We start from the raw sequence: 12,164 nt of genomic DNA, 5'->3' as shown, positions 1-12,164 counted from the left end.
CGGTGTCAAAGCTTCTACGGGTACGTGATGTCATGTCTTTCTGGGTCCTCGTTGGGGATGATCATCCCCTATCGAGGTGTCCACGAGAATTAGACCAGTACACCGCCTCCCTCTCCCCCGGCCCCCGCTCTGCGCCCCGGCCTGATCGCTTCGCGCTCCGGCGTTCATCGGCACCGGAAGCAATGCTTCCGAGAGCGTGCCTCTTCACCCCTGAAGAAGAGAGGGGTGACTCACGCCGGCATGGCCCTGCCCAAGACACACGCCCTGTAGGGTTGAATTCATTCGCGAAGCAGGACGCAGTCCTGCCATGGCACGTGGCCCAATACCGAATGGGGGCTTCGCAGCCCTCACCCCAACCCTCTCCCCGAGGGAGAGGGGGCTGTCCGTGCCACGGAACGTTCAACCTGTGGGGGTGAATTCATTCGCGAAGCAGGACGCAGTCCTGCCATGACACGTGGCCCAATACCGAATGGGGGCTTCGCAGCCCTCACCCCAACCCTCTCCCGGAGGGAGAGGGGGCTGTCCGTGCCACGGAACGTGCAACCTGTAGGGACGGCAGGACGCAGGCCTGCCCACATGAACAGGCGCTAGAACGGCACCGTCAGCTTCAGCCAATAGGCATCGCCTTCCGCGCGGTTGCGCACCTGGGTTTCCTGCTCCCATTTGGCGGTGAGGAACCAGCCGTCCTTGTTGCTGTACATGATCGATGGGCCGATGGAGAAGGCACGGCCCTTGTTGTCGTCGATGCGGTCGCCGTCCTGGCGGTCGTCGGTGGTCTGGCGGTAGTAGTAGCCGCCCACGCCCAGCACCCAGCCGTTGCCCAGGCCCCAGCCAACGGCATAGTCGAAGTGGAATTCCTGGCCGGAGCGGTAGTCGGTGGCGGGGTTTTCCTGGTTGAAGTCATACATCAGCTTGACGCTGGCGTTGAGTCCGGCGGGGTCGACATAGGAGATCGCCCACACCGGTTCGACGGTCCAGTAGTTACGCCCGATGTTGGCAAGATCGCCACGGTCGTATTCGCCCGAGGGCGCGATGAAGTCCAGGGCCAGGACGCTGTGCAGCTTGTCGCTGTGATGAAAGCCCAAGGCCGGGCCGAAGATGATGTCTCCCAGCCCTTTCTTGCTCTGGGACTGGCCGTTCACTTCAACCTTGAGGTCGACGAAGGGGAACAACGCGGCGAAGGCCAGGTTGCCGCCGAACAGCTGCTGCTCGCTCACCCAGATCAGGCGCGGCGCGATGACGTTGGCGCGCACGCGGAAGTCCACCGGCAGGCTGCGGCCATCGTTGCCGCGCAGGGTGTCGGCTTCGTAATGAGTGGAGAACACCTGCCCATAAAAGCCCGGTGGCGGCATGGCGCCGGACATGTAGTTCTCGGCACCCACGGGGTAGGTGGAGCCGCCGCCTTCGGTGGCATAGGCGACATGGCCGAGGGTGGCGAGGATGCAGCAGGAAAGGACACGCAGTTTGGCGCTCATCAGCAATACCTTGTTGTTTTTATGGGCGTGAGCCGCCGTCCGCGCACGAGGCGCGGAACGGCGGGTGAAGCGGGTCAGATACGTTTGAACAGGGCTGAACGGGTGCTCTCGCCGGCGCCATCGGCAGCGGTCAGGAAGCGTTCCATGAAGATGTCGCGCTCGAACAACCGTCCCTGCATCAGCGCCGTGATGGCGGCGTCGATCATCGGTGGCGGCCCACAGAGGTAGGCCTTGTTACCGGTGAAGCGACCGTCGAAGTGCTTCTTCGCCGCGTCATGCACGTAGCCGCGAAAGCCGGTCCACTCAGTGTCGTCAGCGGCCTGGCTGAGGGAGGGTACATAGGTGAAGTTCTCGTGCTCTTCCGCCAGGCGCTCGAAGAGCTCACGGTTGTAGAGTTCGGCACGGGTGCGAGCGCCCTGGAACAGGGTCATGCGCCGCGTGTCCCCCTGCTCCAGCAGGTCGAGGATCATCGATTGCGGGCTGGACAGCCCCGAGCCGCCGGCGATGAAGATCAGGTCGCCGGCCTGGGAGCCGCGCACGAAGAACTGGCCGTAGGGGCCGGAGAGTTCGAGCGCATCGCCCACCTTCAGGCCGTCATGGATGAAACCCGTCGCCTGACCGCCCTCGACAAGGCGCACGTGCAACTCCACCTCGTCGGCACGGCTCGGTGGGTTGGCCAGGGAGAAGGCACGGGTGCCTTCGATGCCGGGTATCTGCAGGTTGATGTACTGCCCGGCCTGGAAGTCCATCGGCCGATCCAGTTTCAGGCGCAGCCCCTTGATGGTGGGCGAGAGGTCGTCCAGGGCGACCACCGTCGCCTGGAAGTCCTGCACGGCGTGGCCGGCGAAATCCGGGTCGACGTCGATGTCGGCCTCGATTACCAGATCGCTCTGCGGAATGGCGCAGCAGGCCAGTACCTTGCCCTCGTCACGCTCCATGTCCATCAGGGCGAAGGGCGAGGCGGCGCCCACGTCCACTTCTCCTTCCAGCACCTGCAGCTTGCAGGTGGCACAGGTGCCGTGGCCGCAGGCAAAGGGCAACCAGACGCCCTGGCGCAGCGCCGCCTGGAGGATGGTCTGGCCCTCCTCCACTTCGATCTGTTCGCCGGTGGGTTCGATGGTGACCTGGTAACTCATGGCGACCTCCTCAGTTGAAGCTGCCGTTGAGGCCATCCAGGCCAGGGGTGGAAAGGTGCAGCAGGCTCTTGTGGCCGATGCCGTTGCTGGCCAGCCCCGCCGTCAGGTCGGGCTGGAAGTCGGCATCGTCCAGGCGCCAGAGGGCCTTCTTGAAATCCACTTTCGCGGCATCGGGGTGCGGTGCGATGGCTGGCTTGACCACATTCTCGATGAAGTCACCGAAGGGCATTTCCGGTGGCAACGGCAGGGTGAATGGGGCGCAGAACATCAGGTGGCGTTCCCAGCAGAGGTACACCAGTTGCAGGCCGTTGAAGTTTTCCTGGCGGTCCAGGGATTGCGCCTCGTAGGCGCCGATGGCAGTCACGGGCATGACACTGTCCTTCTTGTAATGAGGTGGAAGGCGGGCGCGTGGCGCCCGCCACAGGAGTCAGCCGGCCCTGGAGAGGTCGGCGGGCTTGTCGCCCTGCCACTCGCGCCAGCGCTGGTGCTCGGGTGAGTCCTGGTAGTCGAAGTTGTCCTGGCCAAAGGCGATGTTGTAGTAGTCGCGCACGACCGCCTCGACGTCGGCGCCACCGCAGTTGCCCTGGAGAATCTGGTGCACCGGCAGCCAGGCCTGGACGTACTTGTCCGGCTCGTACTGGAAGATGTCGCAGCAGCCAACGGAGCAGAAATGGAAGCGCTCGCCGCCATGTTCCGTACTGCGGTGGCTGAGGGTGGTGTCCGCGTCCGGCTCGGTGAAGCCCAGCGGGATCTGGCAGACCTGGCAGAGCATCGGCAAGGTGTTGTTGTAGAAGCGCTCGCCACGGGCCTGCATCTCGCGCCAGTGCTCGTAACGCGGGCGGTAGATACGGTCGAAGGTGTCCGGGTACTTGGCCGAGAGCCAGTCCAGTTCTTCGTCCGTGGGAATCCAGGTGTGGAAGTTGGTGGCCTGGCTGTACTGGTAAAAGATCGACCAGGCCTGGTGGCTGATGTGTTCCTTGCCGATGGTGGTCTGCTCGACGTACTTGGGCGGACGGATGCCGTAGCGCTCCAGGTCCTTGAACAGCGCGCCGCCAGCCTGCTCGTAGTACACCTCCCAGGCCTCGGCCCAGGACATGACTTTGTTCGGCAGCATGTAGTCCATCATCATCCCCACCAGCGTCAGCAGGCGGTAACCGCGCCAGAACCACTTGTCGATCCAGCGCTGGATGATCGGTACGTTGTCTTCGTGCTGCTCCAGCAGGAACTTGATCACCTCCAGGCCGAGTGTCATGTGCCGGGCCTCGTCGGACTGTGCCGAGAAGCCGAAGGTGACGGTGGCCATGTCGCCGTTGTAGGCGGCACCGGACATGAAGGGCACGAACAGCAGGTTGGTCAGCACGTACTCGAAGCTGAAGGAGATCGCCGTGAGGAACTCGAACGGCCCGGCGGTCCGCGCGTCTTCGAAGAAGGACTTGGGCACCGAGAGGAACCACACCCGGTCGTGCATGTGGGCGAAGTCATGCAGGCCGTTGAAGTGCTTGTTGTAGTGACTCATGGCGTGGATCTGGGTCTGCACGTGGCGCAGCTCGTCGATCGCCTGCATCTGGCAGGCGACCCGTGCGCCGGCGCCACCGAAGTGCCGGCCGACACGGGCAAACCCCTGGTAGGCCTGGTACTCCAGCGGTGTCACACCACTGAGGAAGAGTTTCAGCGCGTTGACGTAGCGCGCGTCGGAGAGGTTGGTGTGGCCGTTGTTCTGGGAGAAGGCATCGAAGATGGCGTAGAGCTTCTTCTCCTTCTCGGCCTGGTATTTCCAGTAGGCGTCCATGGTCAGGCGGAAGGGGTCCTCCCACTTGTCCCAATCAGTGATCTTGATGCCCTCGAAGCGCTCATAGGGGTAGATATCGTCCTTGCTCTGGTAGCTCGGCTCCCAGGCCAGGTCGCGGGTCAGGCAGCGGTACTTGTCTTTCTGGTTCAGGCGTTTGGCGGCCATGGTGGCTCTCCCGATTCTTGTCGTTATGCGCGGGTTCAGTTCCAGTGCAGGGCGAAGCGGTCTTCGTCTTCCTCGACGTTGCCGCCGAGGGTGATGACGTCGATGAGCATTTCCTGCACGTCCCATTCGCGACCGAGCTTTTCCTCGACGGTGGCGCGGTGGATTTCCAGGCGCCCTTCGGCCTGGATGCGGATCATGGCCGGCTGATGCTGGACCTCGGCGTGGGGGTTGTCCTGGACGATGGCTTCGACGATGTAGCGGGCGTTGTCGTTGTCCTGGAAGGCGATGTAGACGAGGGAAGTCATTGCGCGGCTCCTGCAAGGCCGAGTTTCTTCAGGCGGGCGGCGAACTCGCCGGCCACGGTGTCGAGGGCGGCGGCGCCGGGACCGATTTCGGCCAGCGGCGCCAGGGCTTCCAGGGCACGGGCCTGCCACTGGGTGACCCAGCCGTCGACGAGCTGACGGTTTTCAGCGTTTTCGCTAGCGACGGTTTTCACCAGGGCATCGACCCAGCGCTGGGTCTCAGCGAACCAGAGGCGCATGAACTCGGTGAGCATGCCCACCTGGCCGGCCCCCTGGGCGCAGAGTTGCTCGTCGAACTTGTGGAACATGAGCGGGTAGAGCAGGCCATCGCTGACCAGGTTCTGTGCCAGGGTCAGCTCGAACCAGTCGCGTACCACCAGCGTGTCTTCGACATAGCGGCGCAGACCCTGCCAGGCCGGATCTTCCAGCCACTGGCGCTTGGCCTCGGCGAGCAGGTCGGTGCCGCCGTCATCGAGCATCAGGCCGATGCGCGACAGGTACTGGGCAATGCCCAGGCGGTCCATGGCGTGGAACATGTGCAGCTGGGTCAGGCTGGTACCGAAGCCGTCGGCGGCGATACCGCTGTTGTTCATGTTCGCGCCCAGCTCGGCGTGGCGCAGGGGCAGCAGCAGGCGGGTGATCTGTTCGCGGCTGGCGGCATCCAGCCCGGCCAGCAGGTTGCGCTTCTCGCAGAAGGCGTAGTCGTGCTCGGCGTTCTCCTGCATCTTGGCGCGGGTCTGCACGTAGGCGCCGTAGTAGAACTGGCGCGGGTCGCTGACGCTGTACCAGTCGGCCATTCGGACGGCCGTGCGGGTGGGGTCGTTGAGCAACTTGTCCGGCTGCCAGAGCGGGCGGTAGTGAAAGTTGGTGGCCGCCTCGATGTCGAAACTGGCTTCCTGGTAGCGGCTGGCAGGCTTGTCGCCGAAGCGTCGGCGGGTATGGCTGAAGGTCTGGCGGATCGGCTCGGCCGTTGCCGTCTTGATTTCGATGCTCATGCAGGGCGTCCTGTACTTGTTGTTGTGGGGAGTCGACGCGTCGCGGTCCGGCCGTCAGGCGGGCTGGCCACGACTTTCGCCGTAGCGCCACTTCTCCATGTCGGCATCGATGGCTTCGGCCATCGCCGCATCCATGTGTTGAACCCGGTTCTGCTCGCAGAAGCTGGCGAAGGCCGCGCGGGGCAGGACCAGTTCGACGAAGAGGTCCGGATAGCCGATGGCGAAATCGAACTCGACGAAGGTGGCGTCAGGCTCGCTGCGCACCCGGACGTAACGCGGCAGTTGATCGAAGCTGGTCTGTGGCTGGCTCATGCAAGTCGGCTCCATGGGCGGGTTGCCAGGGACAGAGCAACGCCTGTGCCAGCACTCGCATGGGCAGCCAATTCTCTTTTCAAGACGTTGTTTTAATTGGGCTTTCCGTCCCGACGGGGCAAAAGCAGCGGGCGCTGAAGGTCGTTGCCAGGCCGGTGGCTTTTCACCATTTGCTCAACGTCCGAGAACGCTTTGAGCAAATCGCCAATCAGCAGCGGCGATTGACTTTTCACCGGCTTTCAGGCCGCTTAGAAAAAAGAGAGCGGCCCTTCCTTGCGTCTTCCGGCCGCCCGGTCGAACCCTTGCAGCCGTCTGCCTGAACGGTGGTTCGCCTACCTCCCCGTACAAGAACAATCTGGGGTGCAACACGATGAAAGTTGACTACAAGGCGTCGGAGCACAGCCCGACCCTGAAGGACCTGACCGATCAGGTCCACTTCCTCGGTAACGAGGGCAAGATCTGGCTCAACGAGCAGCGCATGCTTCTGCTCCAGGCTTCGGCCATGGGTTCTTTCCGTCGCGAATTGATCGAGATGCTCGGCGTCGAGCGCGCCAAGGGGCTGTTCCTGCGCCTGGGTTACCAGTCCGGCCTGAAGGATGCCGAACTGGCGCGCAAACTGCGTCCGGATGCCGACGCCGTGGAGATGTTCCTCACCGGTCCGCAGCTGCATTCGCTCAAGGGCATGGTCAAGGTCCATCCACTGGAGATGAACATCGACATCGAGAGTGGCCAGTTCTACGCCGACCTCGAATGGCAGAACTCCTACGAGGTGGAAAACTGCCAGGCTGAAGGGCTGCACGCCGACCAGCCGGTGTGCTGGACCCTGCTCGGGTATGCCATCAGCTATTCGTCCTTCTTCCTCGGTCGCCAGGTGCTCTACAAGGAGGTCAGTTGCCGCGGCTGTGGCGACTCGCGCTGCCGCATCATCGGCAAACCAGTGGAGGAATGGGAGGACGCCGAGGAGTTCCTCCGTTACTTCCAGAGCGACCCCATCATCGACGAACTCCAGGCCCTGCAAGTGCAGGTGGCGAACATGCGCCAGCGCCTGCAGCACGACGCCGGACAGTTTTACGGCATTGGCCAGGCGCCGCTCTACCGCAAGGCCTGCACCCTGATCGACAAAGCCGCACCGGGCAAGGCCTCGGTGCTGCTACTGGGTGAGACCGGGGTGGGCAAGGAGGTCATGGCGCGCAGCCTGCACCTGCGCAGCGAGCGGGCTGGCGGGCCTTTCGTGGCACTGAACTGCGCGGCCATTCCACCGGACCTGATCGAAGCCGAGCTGTTCGGCGTAGAGCGCGGCGCCTACACCGGCGCCCAGCAGTCGCGCATGGGCCGCTTCGAGCGCGCCAACGGCGGCACGCTGTTCCTCGACGAAGTGGTGGAGCTCACGCCCCGCGCCCAGGCCAGCCTGCTGCGGGTGCTGCAGGAAGAAGAACTGGAGCGGGTCGGCGACTCGCAGACCCGCAAAGTGGACGTCCGAGTGGTGGCCGCCACCCATGAAGACCTTGCCCAGGCGGTAAAGGCGGGGCGCTTTCGCGCCGACCTTTACTACCGGCTCAACGTCTACCCGGTGTTCATCCCCTCGCTACGGGAACGCAGGGAAGACATTCCACTGCTGGTGGAGCATTTCCTGTCGCGCCTTCACGCCAGTTACGGCAAGACCACCCTCGGGCTTTCCGACCGCGCACTGGAAGCCTGCCTGCGCTACGACTGGCCGGGCAACATCCGCGAGCTGGAGAACCTGATCGAGCGTGGCGTGATCATTACCGACGCCAACCAGAGCATCAGCGCCGACGCGCTGTTCCCGCATCTCTCGCATGAGGCCGACAGCATCGGCCTGTCCAGTGAAGGCGAGCTGGTGGCCCGCACGGCCAGCGTCGAGCCCGACTGGGTGGAGCGCCTGATCGACAGCGGCCTCAGCCTGGATGCGGTGGAAGAAGCGCTGATGCAGGGGGCGATGAAGCGTACCCAGCAAAACGTCTCGGAAGCCGCACGCCTGCTGGGCATGACCCGCCCCGCCCTGGCCTACCGGTTGAAAAAGCTGCCAGCGGAAGATGCCGCCGGCCGGCACTGAGGCAACCACCCGGGCTTTTCCATGGCAAAGCCCGGGGCTTCCACTAGAGTTCCAGCATTGCCCGATGTTCGCTCCGCCCAAGGAGGGCTCCATGCGTCTGACCTGTGTTGCTGTCTCTCTGCTTCTGCTCGCCGGCTGCTCGTCCTATCGAACCGACCCGACGCAAATCACGCACGTACCCGCCGACCGTCTGCTGGCGTTTCAGGAGCCGGTGGAAGGCGGCGGCCAGATCGTGGTCAACCGCGACATGGGGGGGCTGGGTAGCGGCTGCTACATCGCCGTGCACGTGGACCGTCAGTTGGCGGCACGCATCGGCATCGGGGAGGTTGCGAGCTTCCAGGTGCCGCCGGGAGACCGCATCGTCGGTATCGGCATCGACGAGACGGACGACACCCTCTGCTCCATGGGCCGCCTGCGCCGCGAAAAGGCTGCGCATGTGGAGCCCGGCCAGAGCGAACAATTCCGTATCGTCAGCGATAACCGCGAAGGTTTTGCCCTGTTGGTGGACGATCCGAAGGCACAATGAAAGAGGCCGGAACCAGGTACTGCTGAGCCCGGTTCCGGCCTGACGCTAACGTGTGGTTCTTTGCCTTGTCGCCTTTCGCTGATACTGCCTGGAAAGGCCTGTGGAGTGGGCTTCCCTTCGCTTTACCGCCCCCGCCCCATACGAGTTGATGAAAGCATACTGCTACTGGCGAACGACGCGTTCCCATTCGGGCGGCGATTCGGCTCACTGGTCGGCATGCCATTGGGCTGTCTACCGTTCGCGGGGTCTTTGCGACCGTCCATTCCCGAAGGTAACCTGCGGGCTTTTGCGCGCCCGACCATGAGCCTCCATGACGTTTTCCTGCTGCTGCTCGCCGGCTTCGCCGCCGGGGGCATGAATGCCCTTGCTGGCGGCGGCACCTTCTTCTCCTTCCCCGCCCTGCTCGCCACCGGGCTGCCGCCGGTAACCGCCAACGCCACCAACGCGGTAGCCCTGTGGCCGGCCAGCCTGGCTGCCAGTTGGGCTGCACGCGATCAGCTGCGTCCGTTGGGGCGCTACGTGGTCCCGCTGGTGCTGCTGTCCCTGCTGGGAGGCCTGGGCGGCGGTTTGCTGTTACTTGCGGGTGGCGACGAAACCTTTCGCCGCCTGATCCCCTGGCTGCTGCTTGCGGCCACCCTGCTGTTCGCGGCCAGTCCCTGGCTGAGCAAGCTGGTCAATCGCCAACAGCAAGCCGGTGGACTGCCGGCTCATGGACTGGGCAGCAACCTGAGCCATACGCTGGTCGCCATCTACGGCGGTTACTTCGGTGCCGGCATGGGCATCCTGCAACTGGCAGCCCTCTCCATCGAAGGCCATCCCCTGCTGCGGGCCAATGCCCTGAAGAACCTGCTGTCGAGCACCATCTACAGCGTGGCTGTGGTCACCTTCGTCGTAGCCGGCCGGGTGAGCTGGAGTGAATTGGCGGTGCTTCTCGCGGCAGCCAGCTGCGGCGGCTATGCAGGCGGTGCGCTGGCCAGGCGCTTGCCAAGCCGCTGGCTGCGGTGGCTGGTGATCGCGGTGGGGGCGGGGATGACGGTCTACTACTTCGTCACGACCTGAGACCGGTATAGAGGGGTTGCCAATTGTTGTAGCGGCCCCGCCTGGAACCTTCTTTACACAGCGACCATCCGCCCCCTTCATTTGCCCACGGGTGGCGGCTCTGCTAGTGTCGCGACCGATTTGACCTCCGCGAGACAGCATCATGGCCCGCAAGAAAGCCTCCCCCGATTTCGAACAGTCCCTCGCCGATCTGCAGTCCCTGGTGGAACGCCTGGAGAGTGGTGAACTGTCGCTGGAGGACTCCCTCAGCGCCTTCGAGCAGGGCATCCGCCTGACCCGTGAGTGCCAGGCCGCGCTGAATCAGGCCGAGCAGAAAGTGCAGATCCTGCTGGAACGCGACGGCCAGCTGGAAGAGGCGCCCTTCGACGCGGACGAGCAGGCATGATTTCCAGCTACCAGGCGCGCTGCCAGCAGCGGGTGGATGCGGCCCTCGACGCGTTGTTCATCGCCCCGCTCGCACCGCTTGAACGCCTCTACCAGGCCATGCGCTACAGCGTGGTGAACGGTGGCAAGCGGGTTCGCCCATTGCTGGTCTACGCCGCCTGTGAAGCCTTGGGCGGAGATGTGGCCCGTGCCGATGGCGCCGCCTGCGCCGTGGAGTTGATCCACGCCTATTCGCTGGTCCACGACGACCTGCCGGCCATGGACGATGACGACCTGCGTCGCGGCCAGCCCACCACCCATATCGCCTTCGACGAAGCCAGTGCCATCCTCGCCGGCGACGCCCTGCAGGCGCTGGCCTTCGAGGTGCTGGCCGATGCCCAGCGCAACCCCCACGATGCCGAAACCCGCCTGGCGATGATCGCCAGCCTTGGCCACGCTGCGGGCCCCGCCGGGATGGTCGGCGGCCAGGCCATCGACCTCGGCTCGGTGGGCATCAGGCTCGATCAGACCGCGCTGGAAACCATGCACCGGCACAAGACGGGCGCCCTGATCGAAGCCAGCGTGCGCCTCGGCGCCCTGGCCAGCGGCCGTGCCGACCCGGCCGCCCTGGCCGCACTGCGGATCTACGCCCGCGCCATTGGCCTGGCCTTCCAGGTGCAGGACGATATCCTGGACGTGGAGAGCGATACCGCAACCCTGGGCAAGACCCAGGGCAAGGACCAGGCCCACGACAAACCCACCTACCCCTCCCTGCTCGGCCTGGACGAAGCCAAGGCCTACGCGCTGAAACTGCGCGATCAGGCCCTGCTCGCCATCGCCAACCTCGGGGAATCGGCCGAACCGCTGCGCGCCCTGGCCCGCTATATCGTCGAACGGCGTAGCTGATACTGCGCCGCTTCGCGTCTCAGCTTCCGCCTTCCGTCTCTAGGTTGCTTCGCCGGCAAGCGCTTCTGGCTGCGGCTCAGCGACAACCTGCAGCAGCCCCAACCGCACCAACAGCCACGGCATCGCCGCCGCCACGAACAGGCCCATGACCAGCCCGCGCAGCCCTTGCCAGAGTTGCGGGTCCAGCGGCCACGCTGCGCCTGCCAGCTTCAGCACCTTCTGCAACAGGATGAACATCCCCGCACCAATGACGGCGGCCAGCAGACGGCGCCAGGTCGCGACCTCGGCGGAAAACACCAGTTGGCGATAGCCGAACAGCACGCCGAGCATCAGCCCTGCCAGCAGGGGTACGTAGCTCGGTGCCACGCCCGGCCAGGTCAGCCAGGCTGCCAGGAACGCCAGCAGGATCAACCCCAGATGCCAGAGCCCGTGGGCCTCGCGCCACCAGCTCCAGTGCCGCACCTGGGCGAATAGCAGCAGCGTGGCGATGCCCAGCAGCGAGCCGCCCACCACGTCTTCCACATCGTGGGCGCCGAGGTAGAGGCGGCTGAAGATGATCCCCGTGACCACTACGCCGCTGACTACCCAGGCCCAGGCGCGGCGCAGCTCGAAGGCCAGCCAGAACCAGATGACCACGGCTATCTGCGCATGCCCGCTGGGCAGGCCGAAGGTGTCGCCGACCTCGTGGTCCATGCGCAGGGCGATGTCCGGGCGCGGGTCCTGCCAGTAGTCCTTGAGCCAGGCATTGAGCAGCGCCGTAACGGCCACCAGCACCAGCAGGCGCAGGAATACGCCACGGTTCCAGGCCCAGTACCCCAGCGGCAGGAAGAAGAGGATGAACTTCTCGTAGCCCAACAGGGTGAAGAAGCGCATCACCGGCGTTACTAGATCGCTGCGCAGGGGCAGCACCCAGTCCAGGCTGTGCAGCAGCTCGTTCATGGACGGTCCTTGTGGAAGAGATGAGGGCGCCACAGATACTGCAGCGTGCGGGGCGGCGACAAGGGCCGATTCGGACAATCCATGTCACCGGATCATCAACGGCCCTGAGTGGCGGGTATTCGT

The 12,164-nt window shown here is 64.6% G+C and carries 14 protein-coding genes; 6 read left to right on the top strand and 8 right to left on the bottom strand.

Going from position 1 to position 12,164, the window contains the following annotated elements; genetic code table 11:
* Positions 1-587: 587 nt before the first annotated feature.
* The 7 genes from FFS60_RS25195 to FFS60_RS25165 all read right to left on the bottom strand — a co-directional run bounded on the left by FFS60_RS25195 (position 588) and on the right by FFS60_RS25165 (position 6,174).
* Positions 588-1,475: a transporter gene (locus FFS60_RS25195; protein WP_137823519.1), complete on the bottom strand. Its 888-nt coding sequence runs from the start codon at positions 1,473-1,475 to the stop codon at positions 588-590.
* 74 nt (positions 1,476-1,549) lie between these two features.
* The gene (locus tag FFS60_RS25190) at positions 1,550-2,611 is read right to left on the bottom strand and encodes an NADH:ubiquinone reductase (Na(+)-transporting) subunit F (protein WP_137823518.1); all 1,062 of its coding nucleotides are present in this window, start codon (positions 2,609-2,611) and stop codon (positions 1,550-1,552) included.
* Between the two features lie 10 nt (positions 2,612-2,621).
* A complete protein-coding gene (locus FFS60_RS25185; RefSeq protein ID WP_028629171.1) occupies positions 2,622-2,981 on the bottom strand; it encodes a phenol hydroxylase subunit P4 in 360 nt (119 codons plus the stop codon).
* 57 nt (positions 2,982-3,038) lie between these two features.
* The gene (locus FFS60_RS25180; protein WP_137823517.1) at positions 3,039-4,565 is read right to left on the bottom strand and encodes an aromatic/alkene/methane monooxygenase hydroxylase/oxygenase subunit alpha; all 1,527 of its coding nucleotides are present in this window, start codon (positions 4,563-4,565) and stop codon (positions 3,039-3,041) included.
* Between the two features lie 35 nt (positions 4,566-4,600).
* Positions 4,601-4,870, bottom strand: a complete 270-nt coding sequence (locus FFS60_RS25175) for an MmoB/DmpM family protein (protein ID WP_137823516.1) — start codon at positions 4,868-4,870, stop codon at positions 4,601-4,603.
* On the bottom strand, positions 4,867-5,862 hold the full coding sequence (locus FFS60_RS25170; RefSeq protein WP_028629174.1) for an aromatic/alkene monooxygenase hydroxylase subunit beta: 996 nt from the start codon (positions 5,860-5,862) through the stop codon (positions 4,867-4,869). The genes FFS60_RS25175 and FFS60_RS25170 overlap by 4 nt, the downstream gene beginning before the upstream one ends.
* Positions 5,863-5,916: 54 nt before the next feature.
* Entirely contained in the window at positions 5,917-6,174 is a 258-nt protein-coding gene (locus tag FFS60_RS25165) for a phenol hydroxylase subunit (RefSeq protein ID WP_028629175.1), read from the bottom strand.
* Between the two features lie 59 nt (positions 6,175-6,233).
* Between FFS60_RS25165 and FFS60_RS25160 the strand changes: the two genes are divergently transcribed.
* From FFS60_RS25160 to ispA, 6 genes are all read left to right on the top strand, one after another.
* Entirely contained in the window at positions 6,234-6,494 is a 261-nt protein-coding gene (locus tag FFS60_RS25160; protein ID WP_137823515.1) for a hypothetical protein, read from the top strand.
* A gap of 50 nt (positions 6,495-6,544) precedes the next feature.
* A complete protein-coding gene (locus FFS60_RS25155; protein ID WP_137823514.1) occupies positions 6,545-8,248 on the top strand; it encodes a sigma-54-dependent Fis family transcriptional regulator in 1,704 nt (567 codons plus the stop codon).
* Positions 8,249-8,339: 91 nt separating this feature from the next.
* Entirely contained in the window at positions 8,340-8,774 is a 435-nt protein-coding gene (locus FFS60_RS25150; protein ID WP_028629177.1) for a 3-isopropylmalate dehydratase, read from the top strand.
* Between the two features lie 300 nt (positions 8,775-9,074).
* The gene (locus FFS60_RS25145) at positions 9,075-9,833 is read left to right on the top strand and encodes a sulfite exporter TauE/SafE family protein (RefSeq protein WP_137823513.1); all 759 of its coding nucleotides are present in this window, start codon (positions 9,075-9,077) and stop codon (positions 9,831-9,833) included.
* 142 nt (positions 9,834-9,975) lie between these two features.
* Entirely contained in the window at positions 9,976-10,218 is a 243-nt protein-coding gene (locus FFS60_RS25140; protein WP_028629179.1) for an exodeoxyribonuclease VII small subunit, read from the top strand.
* A complete protein-coding gene (gene ispA / locus FFS60_RS25135; protein ID WP_028629180.1) occupies positions 10,215-11,102 on the top strand; it encodes a (2E,6E)-farnesyl diphosphate synthase in 888 nt (295 codons plus the stop codon). The genes FFS60_RS25140 and ispA overlap by 4 nt, the downstream gene beginning before the upstream one ends.
* 39 nt (positions 11,103-11,141) lie before the next feature.
* On the opposite strand, the gene FFS60_RS25130 is transcribed toward ispA, so the two are convergent.
* The gene (locus FFS60_RS25130) at positions 11,142-12,041 is read right to left on the bottom strand and encodes a phosphatase PAP2 family protein (RefSeq protein ID WP_137823512.1); all 900 of its coding nucleotides are present in this window, start codon (positions 12,039-12,041) and stop codon (positions 11,142-11,144) included.
* Between the last annotated feature and the right edge of the window lie 123 nt (positions 12,042-12,164).

Origin of the sequence: Pseudomonas sp. D(2018) (genome assembly GCF_005502555.1) — a bacterium.
Classification (GTDB): Bacteria; Pseudomonadota; Gammaproteobacteria; order Pseudomonadales; family Pseudomonadaceae; genus Metapseudomonas; species Metapseudomonas resinovorans.
This window is presented reverse-complemented; position numbering and strand designations above follow the sequence as displayed.